The organism is Streptomyces sp. f51 (genome assembly GCF_037940415.1).
Taxonomy (GTDB): domain Bacteria; phylum Actinomycetota; class Actinomycetes; order Streptomycetales; family Streptomycetaceae; genus Streptomyces.
Genome location: NZ_CP149798.1, coordinates 3,757,328 through 3,781,541 on the forward strand (window position 1 = coordinate 3,757,328; position 24,214 = coordinate 3,781,541).

Genomic DNA, 24,214 nt, shown 5'->3' on the forward strand with positions numbered 1-24,214 from the left:
GAGCGGCCGCTCCTCCTCAGCGGTGGATTCCGGGTGGTCGCGTCCTCAGCGGTCGAAGTCCAACTCGACCTTCTCCGTGGCGGGATGGGACTGGCAGGCCAGTACGTACCCGGCGTCCGTCTCCTCCGGCTCCAGCGCGAAGTTGCGGTCCATCCGCACCTCGCCCGACACCAGGAACGCCCGGCAGGTGCCGCACACACCGCCCTTGCAGGCGTAGGGCGCGTCCGGGCGGTTGCGCAGGACCGCGTCCAGCAGCGACTCGCCGTCCTGGACGGGCCAGGTGCCGCCGCGTCCGTCGAGCCGCGCGGTCACGGTGCTGTGCGCGGGAGCCGGGACGGTGGAGGGAGCCGTCGTGGTGGCGTCCACGTGGAAGATCTCCTGGTGGACGCGGGTCCTGGACACACCGAGCCCACGCAGGGCCCGCTCGGCACCCTCCACGAGCCCCAACGGCCCGCACAGGAACCATCCGGCCACCCGGTCCACCGGCAGCAGCGCCGGAAGCAGTGCGGCCAGTCGCTCCTGGTCGAGTCTGCCGGACGGCAGCCCGGCCTGCTGCTCCTCGCGGGAGAGGACCGTCACCAGCTGGAACCGCTGCGGATAGCGGTCCTTGAGGTCGGCGACCTCCTCCAGGAACATCGTCGAGGCCGTCGTGCGGTCGCTGCGGATCAGGCAGAAGCTCGCGTCGGGCTTCCGGGCCAGCAGGGTCGAAACGATCGACAGCACCGGGGTGATCCCGCTGCCGCCCACCACCGCCGCGTACAGGCCGGCCGAGGGCTCCAGCGTGAAACGCCCCGCCGGGACCATCACGTCCACCTGGTCGCCGACCGTGATCTCCTTGAGCGCGTACGTCGAGAACGCGCCTCCGTCGACCAGACGCACTCCGACCCGCAGGGTGCGCGGCGCCTCGTCCTCGGGGGCGGGTGCCGGTGAGCAGATGGAGTACGTGCGGCGGATCTCCGCGCCGTCGACCGTGCGGCGCAGCGCGAGATGCTGGCCGGCGGCGTGACGGTAGTCCTCGCGCAGTTCCGCGGGCACCGCGAAGGTCAGGGCCACGGAGTCGTCGGTGATCCGGTCGACCGCGGCCACCGTGAGCGGGTGGAAGCGGGCCATCACAACTCCTTGAAGTGGTCGAACGGTTCGCGGCAGGACAGACAGCGGCGCAGCGCCTTGCACGCGGTGGAGGAGAAGCGGCTGAGCAGTTCGGTGTCGGCCGATCCGCAGGACGGACAGCGGACGGGATCCGGCTCCGGCTCGGACGTGAGCGTCCGGGTCGGCCCCAGGCCGAGAGCGACCGGCCCCGCGGCACGGTTGCCGCGCGGAGGTGCTATCCCGAACTCCCGCAGTTTGCGGCGCCCTTCGTCCGAGATGTCGTCGGTCGACCAGGCGGGGCTGAGCACCGTGCGCACCGACACCTCGCGGATGCCGTGCTCGTGCAGCACCCGCTCGATGTCGCTGGACATGGCCTCGACGGCGGGGCAGCCGGTGTAGGTCGGGGTCAGTTCGACCTCGACGCTGTCCGTGCCGCGGACGTGGACGGCCCGCAGCACCCCGAGGTCGTCCAGGGTGAGAACGGGCAGTTCGGGATCGAGGACGGAGCCGGCCAGGCGGCGCAGCTCCTCTTCCAGGGGGGTGGCCGTCACCATGACGCCCCCGGGTGGCTGCGGTGCAGATGCTGCATCTCGGCGAGCATCCGCCCGAAGGACTCGGTGTGCAGACCCTGGCGTCCGGCGCCGGCCGCCCAGGCCCCGACCCGGGGACCTTCGGGGACCGTCAGCGTGGCGCGGCGCAGGGTCGCCTCCACGGACTCCAGCCAGGCGGCCTGGATCGCGTCCCAGTCGATGTCGACGCCGTCCAGCGGCTGGAACATCTCACCGGTGAAGCGCCACAGCTCCTGGCACGCGCGGTTCATCCGCTCGTGGCTCTCGGCAGTGCCGTCGCCCAGGCGCAGGGTCCACTGCTCGGCGTGGTCCTGGTGGTAGGCGACCTCTTTGACGGCCTTGGCGGCGAGCGGGGCGAACTCGCTGTCCCCGGATGCCAGGTGTGCGTAGAGGAGCCGTTGGTAGGTGGAGAAGTAGAGCTGCCGGGCGATGGTGTGCGCGAAGTCGCCGTTCGGCTGCTCGACGAGCTGGAGGTTGCGGAAGGCGCGCTCCTCGCGGAGATACGCCAGCTCGTCCTCGTCACCGGCCAGGGACAGCAGGACGCGGGCCTGGCCGAGCAGGTCCAGCGCGATGTTGGCCAGGGCGACTTCCTCTTCGAGGACCGGCGCGTGGCCGGCCCACTCCCCCAGCCGGTGCGAGAGCACCAGGGCGTCGTCGCCGAGGGCCAGGGCGGCGGCGGTGTTCACGGTGAGCGTCACAGGTGCTTCACCCCTTCCGGGATCTCGTAGAACGTCGGGTGGCGGTAGGGCTTGTCCGCGGACGGCTCGAAGAACGGGTCCTTCTCGTCGGGCGAGGAGGCCGTGACGGCGGCGGAGGGGACGACCCAGATCGAGACGCCCTCGCCGCGACGCGTGTACAGATCGCGGGCGTTGCGCAGGGCCAGCTCGGCGTCCGGCGCGTGCAGGCTGCCGGCGTGGGTGTGCGACAGTCCGCGGCGCGAGCGCACGAAGACCTCCCACAGCGGCCATTCGGTGTTCGTCATGCTCGGGTCGCTCCTGTCTCACCGGTCGTGCTCGTGGAGCCGACGGCCTGGCTCGTGTGCTTGTCCGCGTAGGCCGCGGCCGCCTCCCGTACCCACGCGCCTTCCTCGTGGGCGCGCCGGCGCTGGGTGATCCGCTGGTCGTTGCACGGGCCGTTGCCCTTGAGGACCTCCCAGAACTCCGTCCAGTCGATGGCGCCGAAGTCGTGGTGTCCCCGCTCCTCGTTCCACACCAGGTCGGGGTCCGGCAGCGTCAGGCCGAGCGATTCGGCCTGGGGGACGGCGATGTCGACGAAACGCTGGCGCAGTTCGTCGTTCGAGTGGCGCTTGATCTTCCACGCCATCGACTGGGCGGAGTGCGAGGACTCGTCGTCCGGCGGGCCGAACATCATCAGGGAGGGCCACCACCAGCGGTCGACCGCGTCCTGCGCCATCGCGTGCTGCTCGGGGGTTCCCTGGCTCAGGGCCAGCAGCAGCTCGTACCCCTGGCGCTGGTGGAAGGACTCCTCCTTGCACACGCGGATCATGGCGCGCGCGTACGGGCCGTACGAGCAGCGGCACAGGGGGACCTGGTTGGTGATCGCCGCGCCGTCCACGAGCCAGCCGATGGCGCCGACGTCCGCCCAGGTCAGGGTCGGGTAGTTGAAGATCGACGAGTACTTCTGGCGGCCGGAGTGCAGCTTGTCGAGCAGGTCGTCGCGGCTGACGCCGAGTGTCTCGGCCGCGCTGTACAGGTACAGCCCGTGTCCCGCCTCGTCCTGGACCTTCGCCATCAGGATCGCCTTGCGGCGCAGCGAGGGCGCGCGCGTGATCCAGTTGGCCTCCGGCTGCATGCCGATGATCTCGGAGTGGGCGTGCTGCGCGATCTGGCGGACCAGGGTGGAGCGGTAGGCGTCGGGCATCCAGTCGCGGGGCTCGATGCGTTCGTCGGCCGCCACCGCGGCGTCGAAGACCACCTCGTATGCCGCTGTGCGCGCCGCTTCGTCGGCGGCTTCGTCCGCCTGTGTGCGGGCCGTTTGGTGCGCTGATGCTGTCGCCATGCGGTCCCCCTCGACCTCTCGCTCCCGACCGACCGATCGTTCGGTCCATTCGCAACAATGGTCGGCCGAGCGCCGTACGGTGTCAACCGCTGTGGATAACCTCGTGCGCGTCGGTGTGGCCGTCGGGACGCCCGGGGCTGTGCCGGACGGTCGGCGCTGAGTACGGTTCGCTTGCGAACGACGTGGTGCGAGGCGGCGCGGCGGTACGGTGCCCGCAGTCCGGCGGCCGGCGGCCGGCAGCCGGATCCGGAATCTTGAATCGGGGCGGGATGGACGCGAGGGACGAGGGCTCGAAGCGGGAGCCGGGGTCGGTCGCGCCCGAGGGGGGCGCGCCCGGCGCCACCGGCGCCACCGGCGGCACCCCGGTGCCCGGTCCGCGGCCGGCGGGCGCTGAGGAGGCGGGGTCCCCGGCGGGCGGTTCCGAGGCGGCCGTGCCGGCGATCGGGTCTTCCGGCGAGGCCCTCGCCGAGGCCGGGCCTGAGGTGGCTGGGCCGGAGGCGGGCGGTTCCGAGGCGGCCGGGCCAGATGCGGGTGGGGTCGGAGCACACGTGGCCGAGGGCGTCGTCTCCGAGTGCCCCGGTGAGGCCGACCCGCTCGGGGACAGGGGTCCCGTCGGGCTTGCCGCGCTGTCCCTGCGGCATCAGATCGTCGCCGCGCTCGCCCTCGCCGCCGTCGCCGTCGTCGCCTGCGCGCACCTCGGGATGGTGTTCCTCCACATCGCGCCCCCGAACACGGTGACGAAGCAGCACGGGCACGCGATCGACGAATGGATCTACCCCGAGTTCGAGCAGAACTGGAAGCTCTTCGCTCCCAACCCCTTGCAGCAGGACATCACGGTCGAGGTCCGTGCCCTGGTTCGTTCCGCGGACGGCACCAGCCGGGAGACGGGCTGGTACGACCTGTCCGCGCTCGACGGGCTGGCCATCGACGGAAATCCGCTGCCGAGCCACACCCAGCAGAACGAGCTGCGCCGCGCCTGGGACTTCTACGCGAGTACGCACGACGGCCAGAACCGTGCCGTGGGTCTGCGCGGCGACCTCTCGGAGCGCTATCTGCGGCGTATCGGGGTGCTGCGCCTCGACCGCGAACACGCGGGCGGCGAGGGCGCCGTCGTCGAACGGGTCCAGTTCCGCTCCCTCACCACGGACGTCCCGCCTCCACGCTGGAGCGACGAGAAGGTGTCCGACCGGCCCGTCGTCCGTGAGCTGCCCTGGTGGGCCGTTCCCGTGAGTGACCGCGCGGACGCCCTGACGGAGGCGAGCGCCCGATGAACAGATCCGCTCCGACGATCGCGCGCGGTATCGCCCGGGTCACCGAGTCCGCTCTCGGCCCGTACCAGAGCGCTGTGATCCGTATCGGCTTGGCCGCCACCTGGCTGCTGTTCCTGCTGCGCGAATACCCGAACCGTCAGGAGATGTACGGGCCCGACGCGCCCTGGAGCTGGGACCTCGCCCGGCAGCTCGTCGACAGCAACCACGCCTTCACGGTCCTGATGTGGTCCGACAGCCAGGTGTGGTTCGAGACCGTCTACGCCCTCGCGGTCCTCTCCGGCGTCCTGCTGCTGGTGGGATGGCGGACCCGCGCGGTGTCGGTGCTGTTCATGATCGGCGTGCTGTCCCTCCAGAACCGCAGTGTCTTCATCGGGGACGGCGGGGACAACGTCCTCCATCTGATGGCGATCTATCTGGTATTCACCCGCTGCGCCCAGGTGTGGTCGCTCGACGCGCGGCGGGACCGCCTGGCCCGTGCGGCACGCGCGCGTGGCGAGCGGATCCGGCCCGACCGGGGCGGCGCCGTGCTGTGGGCGGCGCTCGGGATCGTGCTGGCGGTGGCGACGGGAGCGGGACACGTCGACGCCGGTTTCCTGGGCGGCTGGCTCACGGTCCTCTGGGGACTGTGGGCGGTGCAGGCCCTGTGGTGGGCCGTCGGCCGTCTCGCCCGCACCGCGGAGCCGCGCGTCCTGCTGGACGTCGTCGCCAACATCGTGCACAACGCCGCTCTGATGGTCGTCATGGCCGAGGCGTGCCTGATCTACGCGACCGCCGGCTGGTACAAGATCGAGGGTTCGCGCTGGCAGGACGGCACCGCTGTCTACTACCCGCTCCACCTGGAGTCCTTCTCCCCGTGGCCCGCGCTGTCCGAACTGATGTCCGCGCACGGCACGATCGTGATGCTGGTGACCTACGGGACGGTCCTCGTCCAGGTCGCCTTCCCCTTCACCCTGTTCAACCGGCGGGTGAAGAACGTCCTGCTGGCGGTCATGATGACCGAGCACGCGGTGATCGCCGTGGTGCTCGGGCTGCCGTTCTTCTCGCTCGCGATGATCGCCGCCGACTCCGTGTTCCTGCCGACGTCCTTCCTCCTGCGCCTGGGCTCAGGGGCGGCACGCGTGCGTGACCGGCTCCTCCCCGGCCGCGGCCCCGCGGTGCCGGGGCCCAGGGAGCCCGCCGCGGGCGTTCCGGAGGAGCCCGAGCACCCGCACGTAGGCTTCACGGCATGAACGACCCGGTACGTGTCTGGCGCCAGCTCTCCGACGACTCCGTCCTGCTCGACGGCTTCCACGCCCTCAAGCACGCGGTGCGCTTCGGGGCGCGCGTCCCGGTCGCCGTCGCGATCGACCGGGAGGCGGTTCTCGGGCTGGCCGACGAACTCGCGCCGGACGTACGCGCCGCCCTCGACGCGCTGCTGACCGAGGTCCCGGAGACGGTGTTCACCACCCTCGTGCCGCGTCCGCACCCCACCTCGGTGGCGGCTCTGGCCGTACGCCCTTCACGGGCCGCCAACCTGGAGACGCTGGCCCGCACCCCCCGAACGGCGCCCGTGGTCGTCCTCGACGATCCGCGCAACCTCGGCAACGCCGGTGCGGTGATCCGGCTCGCGGCCGGCTTCGGCGCGACCGGGGTGGTCACGACGGGCACGCTCGATCCCTGGCACCCCACGGTCGTACGGGGCGGGGCGGGGCTGCACTTCGCGACCGCGGTGGAGCGTCTGGCGGTGGACGAACTGCCGGGGGGCCCGGTGTTCGCGCTCGACCCCGAGGGAGAGGACATCCGGGGGACGAAGATTCCCGACGACGCCCTGCTCGCCTTCGGCTCGGAGCGCAGCGGGCTGTCCGCCGAACTGCGCTCCCGGGCCGACCACTTGGTGTCCCTGCCGATGCGCCCGCAGGTCTCCAGCTACAACCTCGCGACCAGTGTCGGCATGACGCTGTTCCACTGGAGCGCCACGGGCGGCGCACCGGCATAGGGGTGCCGTCCGGACTTAGGGGGTGCCGTCCGGAGTGAACGGCACCCCAGGGGCTCACGCCTCCCGGCGTACCTCGATCACCCGGAAGCGGTTCGCCACGAACGCCCCGTCGCACAGGGCCGCGTTGGCCGCGGCGTTGCCGCCGGAGCCGTGGAAGTCCGAGAACGCGGCCGTCTGGTTGACGTACACGCCGCCCGTGAGGTTCAGGGAGAGCTGGGCGCACTCCTCCAGGCAGGCCTCCCGCACCTCGCGCTCGAACGCCTCGTCGGTGGTGTACGCGCCGACGGTCATCGCACCCTTGTCCCGCGTCGTGCGGCGCAGGAGCTCGACGGCGTCCGCGGCCGAGTCGACGGCCACGGCGAAGGAGACCGGACCGAAGCACTCGCTCATGTAGGCGGCCTCGTCGTCCGCGCCCCCGGCGTTCTCCCAGTACTTGCGGGCTCCGTCGAGCTTCACGATCAGCGGTGAGCGCACGACGGCGCCCGGGAACTCCGGGTTGTCGATCTGCCGTGAGGGCAGGGCCACTTCGCCGAGTCCGGCGGCGGCCTCCAGGCGGGCCTTCACGTCCGGGTTCACGATGGCGCCGAGCAGCGCGTTCGCGCGGGCGTCGTCGCCGAGGAGTCCGCCGACCGACTTGGCGAGATCGGCGACGACCTCGTCGTAGGACTTGTGGCCCTCGTCCGTGGAGACGCCGTCGCGCGGGATGAGCAGGTTCTGCGGGGTGGTGCACATCTGGCCGCTGTAGAGCGAGAGGGAGAACGCCAGGTTGGACAGCATCCCCTTGTAGTCACCGGTCGACTCGACGATCACCGTGTTGACGCCGGCCTTCTCCGTGTAGACCTGCGCCTGGCGGGCGTTGGCCTCCAGCCAGTCGCCGAAGGCGGTGGAGCCGGTGTAGTCGATGATGCGGATCTCGGGGTGGGTGGCCAGCGTCTTCGCGATCCCCTCGCCGGGACGCTCGGCGGCGAGTGCCACCAGGTTGGGGTCGAAGCCCGCCTCGGCGAGCACATCGCGCGCGACCTGCACCGTGAGCGCGAGCGGGAGCACCGCGCGCGGGTGGGGCTTCACCAGGACCGCGTTGCCCGTGGCCAGGGAGGCGAACAGGCCCGGATAGCCGTTCCACGTCGGGAAGGTGTTGCAGCCGATCATCAGCGCGATGCCGCGCGGGACGGGCGTGAACTGCTTGGTGAGCGCGAGCGGGTCCCGCTTGCCCTGGGGCTTGCTCCACTCCGCGGTGCCGGGGGTGCGGACCTGCTCCGCGTACGCGTAGGCCACCGCCTCCAGGCCGCGGTCCTGCGCGTGCGGGCCGCCCGCCTGGAACGCCATCATGAAGGCCTGGCCGCTGGTGTGCATGACCGCGTGCGCGAACTCGTGGGTGCGGTCGCTGATCCGCTTGAGGATCTCCAGACAGACCACGGCCCGGACCTCGGCGCCCGCGTCGCGCCAGGCGCGCTGCCCCGCGCGCATGGCGGGCAGGAGGGTGTCGATGTCCGCGTGCGGGTACGTGACGCCCAGCTCGATGCCGTACGGCGACACCTCGCCGCCGACCCAGTCGTCCGTGCCGGGCTGGCCCAGGTCGAGGCGGGTGCCCAGGAGGGCGTCGAAGGCGGCCTTGCCCTCGGCCATGCCCAGGCTGCCGTGCTCGCCGTACGCCTTGGGGTGCTCGGGATGCGGGGACCAGTACGCGCGCGTGCGGATCGCTTCCAGCGCCTGATCGAGGGTGGGCCGGTGCTGGGCGATCAACTGGTGCGCGGTGGATTCGGCGGCCATCAAGGACCAACTCCTCGTCTCAAGAGCTCCTCGTCGAGCTCGCGAGCTGGGCAGGAATGGACAGTCAGAGTTAGAGTAACCGAACGATCGGTCGGGACAAGGGGGTCCGCCGCATCTGTGGAAAACGGCGTGCGGGAGGATCGCGCACATGACAGCACTCGACCTCAGTAGCCCCGTGGCAGTCGTCGGCACCGGCACCATGGGCCAGGGCATAGCCCAGGTCGCGCTGGTGGCGGGCCACCCCGTGCGGCTCCACGACGCCGCTCCCGGGCGTGCCGCGGCGGCGGCCGAAGCGATCGGCGCCCGGCTCGACCGGCTCGTCGCGAAGGACCGGCTCACCGGCGCCGAACGGGATGCCGCGCGGGCCCGGCTCCAGCCCGCCGAGCGTCTCACCGACCTCGCGGACTGCGCGCTCGTCGTCGAGGCGGTGCTCGAAGAACTCGACGTCAAGCAAAAGCTGTTCGGCGACCTCGAGGACATCGTCGGGGACGACTGCCTGCTGGCCACCAACACCTCCTCGCTGTCCGTCACGGCCATCGGCGGCGCGCTGCGCAACCCGGGCCGGCTCGTCGGACTGCACTTCTTCAACCCGGCCCCGCTGCTGCCCCTGGTGGAGGTCGTCTCCGGGTTCGCGACCGACGTCACCTCGGCCACGCGCGCGTACGAGACGGCCCGCGCCTGGGGCAAGACACCCGTCGCCTGCGCGGACACCCCGGGGTTCATCGTCAACCGCATCGCCCGGCCCTTCTACGCCGAGGCGTTCGCGGTCCACGAGTCCCAGGCCGCCGACCCCGCCACCATCGACGCGGTCCTGCGCGAGTCCGGCGGTTTCCGGATGGGCGCCTTCGAACTCACCGACCTGATCGGCCAGGACGTCAACGAGTCCGTCACGCACTCCGTGTGGCGGTCCTTCTTCCAGGACGTGCGCTTCGTCCCCTCGCTCGCCCAGCGGCGGCTCGTCGAGTCGGGCCGGCTCGGCCGCAAGACGGGACACGGCTGGTACGACTACGGGGACGGTGCCGAGGTCTCCGAGCCGCACACCGCGGAGAAGGCCCAGCCGCCCGCCTACGTCGTCGCGGAAGGCGACCTGGGCCCCGCCGCCGATGTCCTCGCCCTGATCCGCGAGGCCGGAATCCAGGTCCGTGAGGACGAGGAGGACCACGGCACGCGTCTGGTGCTGCCGAGCGGCGGCCAGCTGGTCCTCGCCGACGGCCAGACCTCGGTCGAGTTCCGTGACGTCGTCTACTTCGACCTCGCGCTCGACTACAGGAAGGCCACCCGGATCGCCCTGTCGGCGTCCCAGGACACCGCTCCGCAGACCCTCTCCGAGGCCATCGGCCTCTTCCAGGCGCTGGGCAAGGACGTCAGCGTGATCGGGGACTGCCCCGGCATGATCGTCGCCCGCACGGTGGCCCGGATCGTCGACCTCGCGTACGACGCGGTCGCCAAGGGCGTGGCCACCGAGGAGGACATCGACACCGCGATGCGCCTCGGCGTCAACTACCCGCTCGGCCCCTTCGAGTGGAGCCGCAGGCTCGGCGCGAGCTGGTCGTACGACGTCCTGGACGAACTGCACGTGCGCGACCCCTCCGGTCGCTACGCACCCTCGCTGGCCCTCTACCGCGACGCGTACGCCACCGAGAAGCGTGAGGGTGCCCAGTGACCACCGCCAAGCGGGACACGTACACCCCCGAGACGCTGCTCTCCGTCGCCGTCCAGGTCTTCAACGAACGCGGCTACGACGGCACTTCCATGGAGCACCTCTCCAAGGCGGCCGGCATCTCCAAGTCGTCGATCTACCACCATGTCGCGGGCAAGGAGGAGTTGCTGCGGCGCGCGGTGAGCCGGGCGCTGGACGGGCTCTTCGAGATCCTCGACGAGGAGCACGCGCGCGTGGGACGTGCCGTGGAGCGCCTGGAGTACGTGGTGCGGCGCATGGTGGAGGTGCTCACGTCCGAGCTGCCCTACGTGACGCTGCTCCTGCGGGTGCGCGGCAACACGGACACCGAGCGGTGGGCCCTGGAGCGGCGCCGGGACTTCGACCACAGGGTCGCCGAGCTGCTCAAGGCCGCGGCCGCCGACGGGGACGTACGCGGTGACGTGGAGGTCAGGCTCGCGACCCGGCTGGTCTTCGGAATGATCAACTCGCTCGTGGAGTGGTACCGCCCCGACGCGCGGGGCATGGGCGCGCGTGAGGTGGCCGACGCCGTGGTGGTGCTGGTCTTCGGGGGGCTCCGCCGGGAGGCGTGAGGCCGGCCGTCGCACGGCGGGCCGGGTGGGAGCGGTCGTGTCAGCCCTCCGGTTCCAGGTCCTCCTCCTCGAAGACCAGCAGCGTCCTGCTGCTGAGTACCTCGGGGATGGCCTGGAGCCGGGTGAGCACCAGTTCGCGCAGGGCCCGGTTGTCCGGCGTGTGCACCAGGAGAAGGACGTCGAAGTCGCCGCCCACCAGGGCGATGTGCGAGGCCCCTGGAAGGACTCTCAGCCGCTCCCGCACCGTGCGCCAGGAGTTCTGCACGATCTTGAGGGTGATGTAGGCCGAGGTGCCCTGCCCCGCGCGTTCGTGGTCGACGCGCGCCCCGAAGCCGCGGATCACCCCGTCGTCGATGAGGCGGTTGATCCGCGCGTACGCGTTGGCCCGCGAGACATGGACCCGCTCGGCCACGGAACGTATGGAGGCACGGCCGTCCGCCTGGAGCATGTGCAGGATGTCCTGGTCGATCGCGTCGAGCGGACGGGCGGGCGGCACGGAGGGTCCGGCCTCCGGCGGCTCGGCCATTTGTTCAGGTGCCATGTCCCCCCGCCTCCCTACCATGGACGTACTGCGTCCATCTCAGGCTGTGCGGAACCGTTTGTCCACAGCCTGGCGGCGCCTGTAGCCAAAATGTGCCGACGACCGAACAATCGGTAGGTGAGGCGCGTCACACCCGTGACGCGTCCGAAGCCGCTCCCACGAGGAGGTGCCGTCATGACGGTCATGGAGCAGCGAGGGGCCTACCGGCCCACGCCGCCGCCCGCCTGGCAGCCCCGCACCGACCCCGCGCCGCTGCTGCCCGACGCGCTGCCCCACCGCGTCCTCGGCACCGACGCGGCCGCCGAGGCCGACCCGGACCTGCTGCGCCGGCTGCACAAGGAGCTGGTGCGCGGCCGCAGGTACAACGTCCAGGCCACCGCTCTCACCAAGCAGGGCCGTCTCGCGGTGTACCCGTCCAGCACCGGGCAGGAGGCCTGCGAGGTCGCCGCCGCGCTCGTGCTGGAGGAGCGCGACTGGCTCTTCCCGAGCTACCGCGACACCCTCGCCGCCGTGGCCCGCGGCCTCGACCCCGTCCAGGCCCTCACGCTCCTGCGCGGCGACTGGCACACCGGCTACGACCCGCGCGAGCACCGCGTCGCGCCGCTGAGCACCCCGCTCGCGACCCAGCTCCCGCACGCCGTGGGCCTCGCGCACGCCGCCCGCCTCAAGGGCGACGACGTGGTCGCGCTCGCCCTGGTCGGCGACGGCGGCACCAGCGAGGGCGACTTCCACGAGGCGCTGAACTTCGCCGCCGTGTGGCAGGCCCCCGTCGTCTTCCTCGTGCAGAACAACGGCTTCGCCATCTCCGTGCCGCTCGCCAAGCAGACCGCCGCCCCGTCGCTGGCCCACAAGGCCGTCGGCTACGGGATGCCGGGCCGCCTGGTCGACGGCAACGACGCGGTGGCCGTGCACCAGGTCCTGAGCGAGGCCATCGCCCACGCGCGCGCGGGCGGCGGTCCCACCCTCGTCGAGGCCGTGACGTACCGCATCGACGCCCACACCAACGCCGACGACGCCACCCGCTACCGCGTCGACGCCGAGGTCGAGGCCTGGCGCGCGCACGACCCCGTCGCCCTGGTGGAGCGCGAGCTGACCGAGCGCGGACTCCTCGACGAGGCGGCTCTCCAGGCGGTGCGTGACGACGCCGAGGCGATGGCCGCGGACCTGCGGGAGCGCATGAACCAGGACCCGGTGCTCGACCCCATGGACCTGTTCGCCCATGTGTATGCCCACCCCACTCCTCAGCTGCTTGAGCAGGAGAGCCTGTTGAGAGCGGAGCTGGACGCCGAGGCGGACGGCACGCTCGGAGCGGGCCCGCACGGCCCGGAAGGAGCCGGGCGATGACCACGGTTGCCCTCAAACCGGCCACCATGGCGCAGGCGCTCGGGCGCGCCCTGCGCGACGCCATGGCCGCCGACCCGTCCGTCCATGTCATGGGCGAGGACGTCGGCACGCTCGGCGGTGTCTTCCGGGTCACCGACGGGCTCGCCAAGGAGTTCGGCGACGACCGCTGCACGGACACCCCCCTCGCCGAGGCGGGCATTCTCGGCGCGGCGGTCGGCATGGCCATGTACGGCCTGCGGCCGGTCGTCGAGATGCAGTTCGACGCGTTCGCCTACCCGGCGTTCGAACAGCTCATCTCGCACGTGGCGAAGATGCGCAACCGCACGCGGGGTGCCATGCCCCTGCCCATCACGATCCGCGTCCCGTACGGCGGCGGCATCGGGGGCGTCGAGCACCACAGCGACTCCTCCGAGGCGTACTACATGGCGACCCCGGGCCTGCATGTCGTCATGCCCGCGACCGTCTCCGACGCGTACGGACTGCTGCGCGAGGCCATCGCCTCGGACGACCCGGTGGTCTTCCTGGAGCCCAAGAGGCTGTACTGGTCGAAGGATTCCTGGAACCCGGACGAGCCGCCGGCCGTTGAGCCGATAGGCCGCGCCGTGGTGCGGCGCCCCGGCCGGAGCGCCACCCTGATCACGTACGGGCCGTCCGTGCCCGTCTGCCTCGAAGCCGCCGAGGCGGCGCGGGCCGAGGGCTGGGACCTCGAAGTCGTCGACCTGCGCTCCCTGGTGCCGTTCGACGACGAGACGGTCGCGGCCTCCGTGCGGCGGACCGGACGAGCGGTCGTCGTGCACGAGTCGGGCGGGTTCGGAGGACCGGGCGGGGAGATCGCGGCCCGCGTCACGGAGCGCTGCTTCCACCACCTGGAGGCGCCGGTGCTGCGCGTCGCCGGGTTCGACATCCCGTATCCGCCCCCGATGCTGGAGCGGCACCACCTGCCCGGCGTCGACCGGATCCTGGACGCCGTGGGGCGTCTGCAATGGGAGGCGCAGAGCTGATGGCACAGGTGCTGGAGTTCAAGCTCCCCGACCTCGGGGAGGGGCTCACCGAGGCGGAGATCGTCCGCTGGCTGGTGGAGGTCGGTGACGTCGTCGCCGTCGACCAGCTCGTCGTCGAGGTCGAGACGGCCAAGGCGATGGTCGAGGTCCCCTGCCCGTACGGCGGTGTGGTCACCGCGCGCTTCGGCGAGGAGGGCACGGAGATGCCCGTCGGGGCACCGCTGCTGACCGTCGCCGTGGGCAGCCCGGCCGAGGACGCCGGGAGCGGGACCGGTCCCGGCGAGGACGAGCGGAGCGGCGAGGGCTCCGGGAACGTGCTGGTGGGCTACGGCACGGGCGCGCCCCCGGCGCGTCGCCGCAGGGTTCGCCCCGCGGGCGGGGCCGTCGCCGGAGGACCGGCCGGTGCGCCGGCCCGTGCCGGCACGAGCACCTCGCCCACCAGGCCCGAACCGGCCCGCCGCGAGCCGGCCCGCCCCGAACCCGTCGCCGCCGTACCGTCGGCCGCCGCGGGTGCGCCGAGGACCGCCCACCACGGCTTCGCGCCGTCGCGCGGCGATGGTCCCGTTCCGGTCATCTCGCCCCTCGTGCGACGGCTCGCCCGGGAGAACGGCGTCGACCTCCGCGAACTGAAGGGCTCAGGCCCCGAAGGACTCATCCTGCGGGCCGACGTGGAGTACGCGCTGCGCGCGGCGGCGACCGGCCGGCTGCGGTCGTCGGCCACCGCCGAGCCGCACCACGCCACGGCGGCCGGATCCGGCGCGCCCGTCGCGGAGCCCTCGTACGACGCCGTGTCCGATCGGATGACCTCGTACACGGACATCGCGTCGGTGGTGCCCGGAGCGTCGGGTGTCTCCCGGGGCGCGACCCCGCAGGGCGTCCGTGTTCCCCTCAAGGGGGTCCGCGGCGCCGTCGCCGACAAGCTCTCCCGCAGCCGCCGCGAGATCCCCGACGCGACCTGCTGGGTGGACGCCGACGCCACGGAGCTCATGCGGGCACGCGGGGCGATGAACGCGGCCGGCGGCCCGAAGATCTCGCTGCTGGCGCTGCTGGCCCGGATCTGCACCGCGGCCCTGGCCCGCTTCCCCGAGCTCAACTCGACGGTCGACCTGGAAGCCCGCGAGATCGTCAGGCTCGACCAGGTGCATCTGGGCTTCGCGGCCCAGACCGAGCGGGGGCTCGTGGTCCCCGTCGTGCGGGACGCGCACACACGGGATGCAGAAGCGCTGAGCGCGGAGTTCGGCCAGCTGACCGAGGCGGCCCGGACCGGGACCCTGACGCCCGCGGACCTCACGGGCGGCACCTTCACGCTGAACAACTACGGCGTGTTCGGTGTCGACGGCTCCACGCCGATCATCAACCACCCCGAGGCGGCCATGCTGGGCGTCGGCCGCATCATCCCCAAGCCCTGGGTCCACGAGGGCGAGTTGGCGGTGCGTCAGATCGTCCAGCTCTCGCTCTCCTTCGACCACCGGGTCTGCGACGGCGGTACGGCGGGCGGTTTCCTGAGGTACGTGGCGGACTGCGTGGAACAGCCGGCGGTGCTGCTGCGCACGCTGTAGGACGTGGGGTCCGGTCGCACCGGCACCCGTGCCGTGCCCCGAGGGTGGCGCCGATTCCCCGGACGCCCATACTCGGGGCATGACCGCGTACGAGCCCGAGGGCGCGACCGGGTGCCCCGCGAACCGTGGCCCCTGGGGCAGCCCGGGCGCCGACGTCGGGTACGACGCCGTCGTGCTCGCGGGCGGTGCAGCCCGGCGGCTCGGCGGCGAGGACAAGCCCGGCGTGCGCGTGGGCGGACGAACGCTGCTCGACCGGGTGCTGGCCGCCTGTGCCGATGCCACCCGCACGGTGGTCGTGGCCGGACCCAGGCCCACGGCGCGCCCCGTGGAGTGGGCTCGCGAGGATCCGCCGGGCGGGGGACCGCTCGCCGCGCTGGACGCCGGGCTGAGGCTGACCGAGGCGCCGCACGTCCTCGTGCTCTCGGCCGACCTGCCGTTTCTGGAGGAGAAGACGGTCCGGCGCCTGCTGGACACCCTGCGCACGGGCGCCGCCCCACAGGAGACCCACGCCGCCCCCGAGACCCCGCACCCGGCAGACACCGACACCGCTCCCACCGACACCGGCAACGCTGGCTCCGATGCCCGCACCGCTCCAGCCGGGGACAGCACGGCCACCGCTCCCGCAGGAGACGGCAAGGGCACGGGGCCCGCCGGGGACAGCACCCGCGAAGGCCCCCGGGTCCGCCCGGACGGAGTCCTCCTCACCGACTCGGGCGGGCGGGATCAGCCGCTCGTGGCCGTCTACCGCGCCGACGCGTTGCGACGTGAGCTGGACCTGCTCGCCGCCACGCACGGGAGTCTCGCCGGGCTGCCTCTGCGTCGGCTCGTCGCCGCCCTCGACCTCACTCGCGTCACCGACCCCGTCGCGTCCTTCGACTGCGACACCTGGGACGACATCGCCGCCGCCCGAGCACGCATCAGGGAGCATGGGCACGTGCTGGATGAATGGATTTCCGCAGTCAAGGACGAACTGGGCATCGACCTGGACGTCGACACCGGGGTACTGCTCGACCTGGCCCGTGACGCCGCGCACGGTGTCGCCAGGCCCGCCGCTCCGCTGACCACGTTCCTCGTCGGATACGCGGCCGCGTATGCCGGCGGAGGCCCGGAGGCGGTCGCCGAGGCCTCCCGCAAGGCCGTCGCGCTCGCGCTCCGCTGGGCCGACGAGGACACCCCGGAAGGCAAGGCGGACACCGCACCGCCCGCCACCGGGCCGGACGCCGGACCGCCCTCCACCGCACCGGACGCCGGATGACCGCCGCCCGCTCCACCAGGGCCGGCCAGGACAGCCAGGACGCCGACGACTTCGACGTCGAGGAGGCGCTCGCCCTGGTCAAGGGCGTGAGCGCCCACGCGTCCGGCGAGCCGGGCCGGGCCGAGCGCGCGGTCCCCGGACCGCAGGGGACCGACCCCGCGGTCCCGGCACCCGGTGCCCAGGACGGCGGCGAGGGCAAGCACGCCCGGCACCGGGCCACTCCCTGGCCGGAGGCCCGGGCCATCGCGGAGCGGGCCGCCCGCTCCCTGCCCCGGCGTACCCCGGTCCCGGTCTCCCTCGACGCCTCGCTCGGCCTCGTCATCGCCGCTCCCCTGACGGCGCTCACCGACCTTCCCTCCTTCGACACCTCGGCGATGGACGGCTGGGCCGTCGCCGGACCCGGCCCCTGGGAGGTGCGGGAGGACGGCGTGCTCGCCGGGCACGCGGAACCGGAACGGCTCGGCGACGGCGAGGCGGTCAGGATCGCCACCGGCGCGCGGGTCCCCCGGGACGCCACCGCCGTTCTGCGCAGCGAGCACGGCCACCTCGACGCCAAGGGACGGCTGCACGCGGGAGGCGCGCAGGAGCAGGGCTCCGCCCGCTCCCGGGGGGTCCTGGCGCTCGCGCACGGTCAGGACATCCGCCCGCGCGGCCAGGAGTGCCGCAGCGGCGACCAGCTGTTGCCCCTCGGAGCCCTGGTCACCCCGGCCGTGCTGGGCCTCGCGGCGGCCGCCGGCTACGACTCGCTCGCCGTCGTCCCGCGCCCGCGCGCCGAGGTGTTCGTCCTCGGCGACGAACTGCTCGCCGGGGGGCTTCCCCGCGACGGGCTCATCCGGGACGCGCTCGGCCCCATGCTGCCGCCGTGGCTGCGGGCGCTGGGCGCCGAGGTCGTCGCGGTCCGCAGGCTGGGGGACGACGCCAAGGCGCTGCACAAGGCGATCACCGGCTCGCGGGCCGATCTGATCGTCACCACCGGCGGTACGGCGGGCGGTCCCGTCGACCACGTCCACCCCACGCTGCGCCGGATCGGCGCGGAACTGCTGGTGGACGGCGTCAAGGTGCGGCCGGGTCACCCGATGCTGCTGGCCCGTACCCAGGAGAACCAGCACCTCGTCGGCCTGCCCGGCAATCCCCTCGCCGCCGTCTCCGGACTGCTCACGCTCGCCGAGCCGATGCTGCGCACACTGGCCGGACGTACGGCCCCGGAGCCCTACACGTTGCCTCTCGGGGAAGCTGTCCAGGGGCACCCGTACGACACCCGGCTCATCCCCGTCTCACTGCGCGGCGAACGGGCCGCTCCGTTGCACTACAACGGCCCGGCGATGCTGCGGGGCATCGCCGCCGCCGACGCGCTCGCGGTCGTACCGCCGGGAGGGGCACGGGCCGGGCAGGAGCTGGACCTGATCGACCTGCCGTGGGCCGCCACAGGGATCGACGCCTGCTTCGTCTGAATCCGAACCGGTCCAGGGCATGAGCGGCACGAATCCGAGCGGGGAGTGTTTCACGTGAAACTTCCGGGCGATGACACGATCGCCCGCCAGGCGGACGAACATCTCGTGACCTATCAGGTGAAGCTGCCGCAGAAGGTGGTGCAGCGCCCGATCCGGCAGGTGGCGAAGCGACTGGCGGTGGCACTGCTGCTGCTCGTGCTCACGGCGCTCATCGTCTGGGTCGACCGCGGCGGCTACACCGACAACTCCGACGGCACCGTCGACCTGCTCGATTCCTTCTACTACGCGACGGTCACCCTCTCCACCACCGGATACGGCGACATCACCCCGACCAGTGACGTCGCCCGGCTCATCAACATCCTCGTCATCACTCCCTTGCGGGTGCTGTTCCTGATCATCCTGGTCGGCACCACGCTGGAGGTCCTCACGGAACGCACCCGGGAGGAGTGGCGATTGAACCGCTGGAGGGCGACCTTGCGGGAGCACACCGTTGTTGTCGGGTTCGGGACCAAGGGGCGGTCGGCCATCGAGACCGTCTGCGCGACCGGGCTCAAGAAGGAGCAGGTCGTGGTCGTCGACCCGAGTTCCCGGGTGGTCGACGCGGCGACGGCCGAGGGGTACGCCGGAGTGATCGGGGACGCCACGCGCAGCGATGTGCTGATGCGGGCCGAGGTCCACAAGGCGCGGCAGATCATCATCGCCACCCAGCGCGACGACACCGCGGTCCTGGTCACCCTGACGGCGCGGCAGCTCAATCGCGGGGCGAAGATCGTCGCCGCCGTCCGCGAGGAGGAGAACGCGCCGTTGCTCCGGCAGTCCGGCGCCGACTCGGTCATCACCAGCGCCAGCGCGGCCGGGCGGCTGCTCGGGCTCTCCGTGCTCAGCCCCGCCGCGGGCATGGTGATGGAGGACCTGATCCATCAGGGCAGCGGGCTCGACATCGTGGAGCGGCCCGTCACCAAGGCAGAGGTGGGCCTCGGCGCCCGCGAGACGACCGACCTGGTGGTCAGCGTCGTACGAGGGCACCGCGTGCTCGGATACGACGATCCGGAGGTCGGCGCGCTGGAGCCGATGGACCGGCTGATCACGATTGCCCGGGTCACGCGCAGCACCCGGATGATGCCGGGCAACCGGCCCCTGCCGCAGGACTAGCCGCCACCGTCCAGGAGTAGCGTCCCTCTCATGTACGCGATCACGATTCCCGAACCTGGTGGACCCGAGGCGCTGGTGTGGGACGAGGTTCCCGATCCGGTGCCCGCCGAGGGCGAAGTGCTGGTCGAGGTGGTGGCCGGCGCCGTCAACCGAGCCGATCTGCTCCAGCGACAGGGCTTCTACAACCCGCCGCCCGGAGCCTCCCCCTACCCCGGACTCGAATGCTCCGGGCGCGTCGCCGCGGTCGGTCCCGGCGTCCTGGGCTGGTCGGTCGGTGACGAGGTGTGCGCGCTCCTGTCCGGCGGTGGCTACGCCCAGAAGGTCGCCGTCCCCGCGGGCCAGCTGCTGCCCGTGCCCGCGGGCCTGGAGCTGCGGCAGGCGGCGGCGCTGCCCGAAGTGGCGTGCACCGTCTGGTCGAACGTCTTCATGGTCGCCCATCTGCGTCCCGCCGAGACCCTGCTCGTCCACGGCGGCTCCAGCGGCATCGGCACCATGGCGATCCAGCTGGCGAAGGCCGTCGGAGCGAGGGTCGCGGTCACGGCGGGTACGAAGGAGAAGCTCGACTTCTGCGCCGAGCTGGGCGCGGACATCCTGATCAACTACCGCGAGCAGGACTTCGTCGAGGAGATCGAGCGGGCCACCGGCGGGGCGGGCGCCGACGTCATCCTCGACAACATGGGGGCCAAGTACCTCGACCGCAACCTGAGCGCGCTCGCAGTCAACGGACGGCTCGCCATCATCGGCATGCAGGGCGGTATCAAGGCGGAGCTGAACATCGCCGTTCTCCTGAACAAGCGTGCAGCCGTCACCGCCACCTCGTTGCGCGCGCGGCCGCTCGGCGAGAAGGCGGCGATCGTGGCGGCCGTACGGGAGCACGTGTGGCCGCTGATCGACTCCGGCCAGGTCCGTCCGGTCGTCGACCGCGAGCTGCCGATGAGTGACGCGGCCGAGGCGCACCGGGTGCTGGAGGCTAGCAGCCACATCGGAAAGGTGCTCCTCGTCGCTCCCTAGGGCCCGTCCGGCCTTGCGCGTTCGGCCCTGCGCGTCCGGCCCTGCCCGTTCGGCCCTTCGCATTTGCCCCGGGGCCTTCCGTCCCGGGGCCTTCTCATGCGCGGCGTACGCGCAGACCAAGGAAGGCCAGCGCCAGGCCCAGGCCGATGAGGATCAGACCGCTGCCCAGCGGCAGGATCGCCAGCTCCGTGTCGGGTGTGGAGCCGGGGCCGACCACGCTCTGCTGGACGGGGACCGCGTTGTCGCCCGAGGGATCGGGGGCGGTGCTCGGTTCCGTGAGCCCCGTGTCGGCGGCGGGGGCGGTGTCCTGGAGATCCGGGGCGGCGGTGCTGTCCGGGTCGGGGGCGGCGGTGTCGTCGGGGTTGTCCTGGCCGTCCGGGGCCGCCGTCCGGCCGGGCCGCTCGCGCCCCTCGCCCGCGTAGCTGCCCGCACGGGACGGGTCCGCCGTGGCGGTGGGCCGTGCGGGATCGGGGGCGGCGGGTCCTGGCACGCCCGGGGCGGAGGACGTGTGGGCGGAGGGACCGGGTGAGCCGGTGCCCCGGGCGGACGGCGTCGGCGAGGCGGTGCCCCCGGCGGAGGGGGCCGGTGAGGTGGTTCCGTGGCCGGAAGGTGAGGCCGAAGGGCTCTCATCGGCCGAGGGAACCGGCGTACCGCCGTTCGAGGGACTCGCGGAGCCGGCGGGGGCCGTGTCCGAGCGGGCGCCTGAGCCGGCGGTGGCGGCGCGGGAGAACCTCCCGGAACGGTCCGGAACGCCGGACGCGGGGAGCTCCGAACCGGCCAGGACGGCAGACGTGGCGATCCCTGGGCCGGCCAGGACCGCGGACGCGGGGATCTCCGAGTCGGCCAGGATCGCGGACGAAGCGACGTCCGAGCCGGTCGCCACCGCGGACGGCAGGAACCCCGAGCCGGTCGCCACCGCGGACGACAGGAACCCCGAGACCCCCAGGACCGTGAACGGGAAGCCTCCCGAGCCCCGCAGGACCGTGGAGGACAGGAGCGGTGAGCTCGTCGGGGCGCTGTTCGCGAAGGGGCCGGCGCCGTTCAGCAGGGCGGCCGCGAGGAGTCCGGCCATGGGCAGGGTGCGCAGCCATGGAGTCACGTCGGTGACCCCCTCCCGGAAGGGTTCGCCAAGACGGGTGCCGTGATCGACGGAACCAGCCTCACATGACGCCGTGATCCCGGCATCTCGACCGAAAGTGAGGCCATTCGCGCACTTCAGGGGCCGTTGAACCGCACGGAATGCGAGAACTGGGGCGACCTGGATGGTGGATCACCGTGTACGGGGGGCACCACCGTGATGGAGTACGTGGGTGCGAGAGAATGGCGGCATGGAGATGCCGAGGAACGAACGGTCGCCGGAGAACCCTCAGGTCCTGGTTGTCGGCCAGGACGGAATGGCGCTCGGCGGCACCGGGGGCGAGGACGCCCGCGAGATCCCGGTGACGGAGATGGTGGAGCAGCCGGCCAAGGTGATGCGCATCGGCAGCATGATCAAGCAGCTGCTGGAGGAAGTGCGCGCCGCGCCTCTGGACGAGGCCAGCCGGGTCCGCCTCAAGGAGATCCACGCGAGCTCCGTCAAGGAGCTGGAGGACGGTCTCGCCCCGGAGCTCGTGGAGGAACTGGAGCGTCTCTCCCTGCCGTTCACGGACGAGGGGACTCCCAGCGACGCCGAACTGCGGATCGCGCAGGCTCAGTTGGTGGGCTGGCTGGAAGGACTCTTCCACGGGATCCAGACGACCCTGTTCGCCCAGCAGATGGCGGCCAGGGCGCAGTTGGAGCAGATGCGCCGTGCCCTTCCCCCGGGTGTCGGCGGCCTCGAGGGCGACGAGGACCCCCGCACGGGGGGCCGCGCGGGCGGACCGTACCTGTAACCACGCGGCGCAACCCACCTGTTGACCACGCGGGCGGTGGAGTCACCACCGCCCTCGTCCCGGCGACTCCGGGTCACCCCGACACGACGACGGGCCCGGCACTCACGTGCCGGGCCCGCTTCCGTGTGCGCCGGCCGGAGCGCCCGCTCCCGTGTCTGCCGACCGGCACCCGAGGTGCGCGTAGCGACCTAGGACGGGTCGCCCGAGGACACCTTGAGTTCGATCTTGGGCATGTGCTTGGGGTCGAGGTCCTCACCGGCGGACGGGAACTGGTCCATGACCGTGTCCTCGCCGTAGGTGTTCTCGTCGACGCGCGTGATCTTCATCTGCCAACCGGCGGCCTGGAAGCAGGACTTCACCGAGCCGAGGTTCTTGTAGTGGAAGTCCGGGAGCTGGATCTTCTTCGGGTCGTCGTACGACTCCGTCGGGTCCGTGCACTTCTCGGTGTCGATCGTCTTCGACGTGTCGGGACCCTTGTGCCCGGCGGCCGGGGTGGACGACGTGCTGGCGGTGCTCTGTCCGCCGCCCTTGTTGTCGTCGCCCGACCCGCCGTTCATGACGAGCGCGGTGATCAGACCGCCGACGGCGACGAGCGCGACGACGACCGACCCGATCACGACCGCCTTGTTGCTCCTGCCGCCGCCCGGGCCACCGGTGGCGGGCTGGGGCGAGAGGTTGTACGGGGGAGGCGTGGAGGGTCCGTGCTGCTGCCCGGCGTACGCGGAGGTCTGCGGCGGGCCCTGGTAGCCGCCCTGCTGCGGGTAGCCGTACGCCGGGGCGGGCGTCGGCGTGCCGTACGGGCCGGGCTGGTACGGCGTCTGCACGGGGCCGGGGGCCGGGGTGCCCTGCTCGACCGGCGGGAACACGGCCGAGCCGACACCCGAGCCGCTCGGCGTCTGGGCGCCCGGCACGATGTTCGGCGCGATGGCCTGGAACGACTGGGCGACCCTGAGGCACTCGTCGCGCATGGTCTCGGCGCTCGGGAAGCGCTCGTTCGGGTTCTTCTTCAGCGCGCGGGCGATCAGCGCGTCCACGGCCGGGGGCAGCGAGCGGTTGACCGAGGAGGCCGCGACCGGCTCTTCCTGGACGTGCGCGTAGGCGATGGCCAGCGGGGAGTCCGCCTCGAACGGCAGCCGCCCGGTGACCAGCTGGAACAGCATGATGCCGACCGAGTACAGGTCGGACCGGGCGTCGACGCCCCGGCCGAGCGCCTGCTCGGGGGAGAGGTACTGCGGGGTGCCGACGACCATGCCGGTCTGCGTCATCGAGGTGACGCCGGACTGCATCGCGCGGGCGATGCCGAAGTCCATGACCTTGACGACGTTGCGCTTGGTCATCATCACGTTGCCCGGCTTGATGTCCCGGTGGACCAGGCCCATCTCGTGGCTGATCTCCAGGGCCGCCAGCACGTCCGCGGTGATCTTCAGGGCCTTGTCGGCGGGCATCGCGCCGTACTGCCGGATGTCCGCGTCGAGGACCGAGCCGAGCGGCTTGCCCTCGATGTACTCCATGACGATGTACGGCGTCGTCATGCCGTCGAGATCGTCCTCGCCGGTGTCGAAGACCGAGACGATGTTCGTGTGGGTGAGCTTGGCCACCGACTGGGCCTCGCGGCGGAACCGCTCGCGGAAGGCCTGCTCCCGGCCGAGTTCGGTGTGCAGCGTCTTGATCGCGACCTGCCGGTCGAGCACCGAGTCGTAGGCGAGGTGCACCGAGGCCATGCCGCCCTCGCCGAGCAGATCGCGCAACTGGTAGCGGCCGCCGGCGACCGCGCGCCCCGCGTACCGGCCCTGTGCGCCGTCCTGGCTCATCTTCTGCGTCCCCCGCGGCCGTGATCGATTGGCTTATTCCGGGCCAAGTCTGCCCGAGGGCACGGACACGTCAAGCTCGGTGCCCGTTCCGTGACCGTCTGAGAAAGAAGCGTCGCGGAAGCGTTACAGGTGTCGTACGGGCGGTACACGGAATTTGCACCGACGGACCTCCGGCGGGTTGGATGGCCGGTCCATCTCACGCTCATCTCGGACCGGCGCCAGGCGTGGAGCCTGTAGCGTGGCCCGACGGAGACCGTAACAACCACCGCGCAGAC

22 protein-coding genes are annotated in these 24,214 nt (G+C 72.2%); 13 read left to right on the forward strand and 9 right to left on the reverse strand.

Going from position 1 to position 24,214, the window contains the following annotated elements; genetic code table 11:
- Window positions 1–45 precede the first annotated feature (45 nt).
- Genes paaE through paaA form a run of 5 tightly spaced genes read right to left on the reverse strand, consistent with a single transcriptional unit; the run spans window position 46 to window position 3,677 of the window.
- The gene (gene paaE, locus WJM95_RS16465; protein WP_339130483.1) at window positions 46–1,110 is read right to left on the reverse strand and encodes a 1,2-phenylacetyl-CoA epoxidase subunit PaaE; all 1,065 of its coding nucleotides are present in this window, start codon (window positions 1,108–1,110) and stop codon (window positions 46–48) included.
- A complete protein-coding gene (paaD, locus tag WJM95_RS16470; protein ID WP_339130484.1) occupies window positions 1,110–1,643 on the reverse strand; it encodes a 1,2-phenylacetyl-CoA epoxidase subunit PaaD in 534 nt (177 codons plus the stop codon). The genes paaE and paaD overlap by 1 nt, the downstream gene beginning before the upstream one ends.
- Window positions 1,637–2,356, reverse strand: coding sequence for a 1,2-phenylacetyl-CoA epoxidase subunit PaaC (gene paaC / locus WJM95_RS16475; RefSeq protein WP_339130485.1), 720 nt, complete (start codon window positions 2,354–2,356; stop codon window positions 1,637–1,639). Before paaC ends, paaD begins: the two co-directional genes overlap by 7 nt.
- Complete coding sequence (gene paaB, locus WJM95_RS16480; protein ID WP_339130486.1) at window positions 2,353–2,640, reverse strand: 1,2-phenylacetyl-CoA epoxidase subunit PaaB; 288 nt, start codon at window positions 2,638–2,640, stop codon at window positions 2,353–2,355. The genes paaC and paaB overlap by 4 nt, the downstream gene beginning before the upstream one ends.
- Window positions 2,637–3,677, reverse strand: coding sequence for a 1,2-phenylacetyl-CoA epoxidase subunit PaaA (paaA, locus tag WJM95_RS16485; RefSeq protein WP_339130487.1), 1,041 nt, complete (start codon window positions 3,675–3,677; stop codon window positions 2,637–2,639). Before paaA ends, paaB begins: the two co-directional genes overlap by 4 nt.
- Window positions 3,678–3,946: 269 nt before the next feature.
- On the opposite strand from paaA, the gene WJM95_RS16490 reads away from it, so the two are divergent.
- From WJM95_RS16490 to WJM95_RS16500, 3 genes are read left to right on the forward strand one after another with little or no spacing between them, the layout of a single operon-like run.
- A complete protein-coding gene (locus WJM95_RS16490; RefSeq protein ID WP_339130488.1) occupies window positions 3,947–4,948 on the forward strand; it encodes a DUF5819 family protein in 1,002 nt (333 codons plus the stop codon).
- Window positions 4,945–6,177 carry an HTTM domain-containing protein gene (locus tag WJM95_RS16495; RefSeq protein ID WP_339130489.1) on the forward strand — a complete coding sequence of 411 codons (1,233 nt, stop codon included), beginning with the start codon at window positions 4,945–4,947 and terminating at the stop codon, window positions 6,175–6,177. The genes WJM95_RS16490 and WJM95_RS16495 overlap by 4 nt, the downstream gene beginning before the upstream one ends.
- Window positions 6,174–6,923, forward strand: a complete 750-nt coding sequence (locus WJM95_RS16500; protein ID WP_339130490.1) for a TrmH family RNA methyltransferase — start codon at window positions 6,174–6,176, stop codon at window positions 6,921–6,923. Before WJM95_RS16495 ends, WJM95_RS16500 begins: the two co-directional genes overlap by 4 nt.
- A gap of 54 nt (window positions 6,924–6,977) precedes the next feature.
- On the opposite strand, the gene paaN is transcribed toward WJM95_RS16500, so the two are convergent.
- Window positions 6,978–8,693 carry a phenylacetic acid degradation protein PaaN gene (gene paaN / locus WJM95_RS16505; RefSeq protein WP_339130491.1) on the reverse strand — a complete coding sequence of 572 codons (1,716 nt, stop codon included), beginning with the start codon at window positions 8,691–8,693 and terminating at the stop codon, window positions 6,978–6,980.
- 148 nt (window positions 8,694–8,841) lie between these two features.
- On the opposite strand from paaN, the gene WJM95_RS16510 reads away from it, so the two are divergent.
- The gene (locus WJM95_RS16510) at window positions 8,842–10,356 is read left to right on the forward strand and encodes a 3-hydroxyacyl-CoA dehydrogenase (RefSeq protein ID WP_339130492.1); all 1,515 of its coding nucleotides are present in this window, start codon (window positions 8,842–8,844) and stop codon (window positions 10,354–10,356) included.
- The gene (locus tag WJM95_RS16515) at window positions 10,353–10,943 is read left to right on the forward strand and encodes a TetR/AcrR family transcriptional regulator (RefSeq protein WP_339130493.1); all 591 of its coding nucleotides are present in this window, start codon (window positions 10,353–10,355) and stop codon (window positions 10,941–10,943) included. The genes WJM95_RS16510 and WJM95_RS16515 overlap by 4 nt, the downstream gene beginning before the upstream one ends.
- Before the next feature lie 40 nt (window positions 10,944–10,983).
- On the opposite strand, the gene WJM95_RS16520 is transcribed toward WJM95_RS16515, so the two are convergent.
- Entirely contained in the window at window positions 10,984–11,469 is a 486-nt protein-coding gene (locus WJM95_RS16520) for an Lrp/AsnC family transcriptional regulator (protein WP_339135604.1), read from the reverse strand.
- Window positions 11,470–11,658: 189 nt separating this feature from the next.
- Between WJM95_RS16520 and pdhA the strand changes: the two genes are divergently transcribed.
- From pdhA to WJM95_RS16555, 7 genes are all read left to right on the forward strand, one after another.
- Window positions 11,659–12,828, forward strand: coding sequence for a pyruvate dehydrogenase (acetyl-transferring) E1 component subunit alpha (pdhA, locus tag WJM95_RS16525; protein WP_339130494.1), 1,170 nt, complete (start codon window positions 11,659–11,661; stop codon window positions 12,826–12,828).
- Window positions 12,825–13,829, forward strand: a complete 1,005-nt coding sequence (locus WJM95_RS16530; RefSeq protein WP_339130495.1) for an alpha-ketoacid dehydrogenase subunit beta — start codon at window positions 12,825–12,827, stop codon at window positions 13,827–13,829. The genes pdhA and WJM95_RS16530 overlap by 4 nt, the downstream gene beginning before the upstream one ends.
- Window positions 13,829–15,388, forward strand: coding sequence for a dihydrolipoamide acetyltransferase family protein (locus WJM95_RS16535; protein WP_339135606.1), 1,560 nt, complete (start codon window positions 13,829–13,831; stop codon window positions 15,386–15,388). Before WJM95_RS16530 ends, WJM95_RS16535 begins: the two co-directional genes overlap by 1 nt.
- Before the next feature lie 79 nt (window positions 15,389–15,467).
- On the forward strand, window positions 15,468–16,643 hold the full coding sequence (locus WJM95_RS16540; RefSeq protein ID WP_339130496.1) for an NTP transferase domain-containing protein: 1,176 nt from the start codon (window positions 15,468–15,470) through the stop codon (window positions 16,641–16,643).
- Window positions 16,640–18,094, forward strand: a complete 1,455-nt coding sequence (locus WJM95_RS16545; RefSeq protein ID WP_339130497.1) for a molybdopterin molybdotransferase MoeA — start codon at window positions 16,640–16,642, stop codon at window positions 18,092–18,094. Before WJM95_RS16540 ends, WJM95_RS16545 begins: the two co-directional genes overlap by 4 nt.
- A gap of 45 nt (window positions 18,095–18,139) precedes the next feature.
- Complete coding sequence (locus WJM95_RS16550; protein ID WP_339130498.1) at window positions 18,140–19,246, forward strand: potassium channel family protein; 1,107 nt, start codon at window positions 18,140–18,142, stop codon at window positions 19,244–19,246.
- Between the two features lie 30 nt (window positions 19,247–19,276).
- On the forward strand, window positions 19,277–20,257 hold the full coding sequence (locus WJM95_RS16555) for an NAD(P)H-quinone oxidoreductase (protein ID WP_339130499.1): 981 nt from the start codon (window positions 19,277–19,279) through the stop codon (window positions 20,255–20,257).
- Window positions 20,258–20,351: 94 nt separating this feature from the next.
- Here the strand turns inward: WJM95_RS16555 and WJM95_RS16560 are convergent, their stop codons facing one another.
- Complete coding sequence (locus tag WJM95_RS16560) at window positions 20,352–21,356, reverse strand: hypothetical protein (protein WP_339130500.1); 1,005 nt, start codon at window positions 21,354–21,356, stop codon at window positions 20,352–20,354.
- Window positions 21,357–21,585: 229 nt separating this feature from the next.
- Between WJM95_RS16560 and WJM95_RS16565 the strand changes: the two genes are divergently transcribed.
- Window positions 21,586–22,128, forward strand: coding sequence for a bacterial proteasome activator family protein (locus WJM95_RS16565; RefSeq protein ID WP_339130501.1), 543 nt, complete (start codon window positions 21,586–21,588; stop codon window positions 22,126–22,128).
- A 188-nt stretch (window positions 22,129–22,316) separates the two neighbouring features.
- Here WJM95_RS16565 and WJM95_RS16570 read toward each other — a convergent pair whose 3' ends face one another.
- Entirely contained in the window at window positions 22,317–23,939 is a 1,623-nt protein-coding gene (locus tag WJM95_RS16570) for a protein kinase (protein ID WP_339130502.1), read from the reverse strand.
- Between the last annotated feature and the right edge of the window lie 275 nt (window positions 23,940–24,214).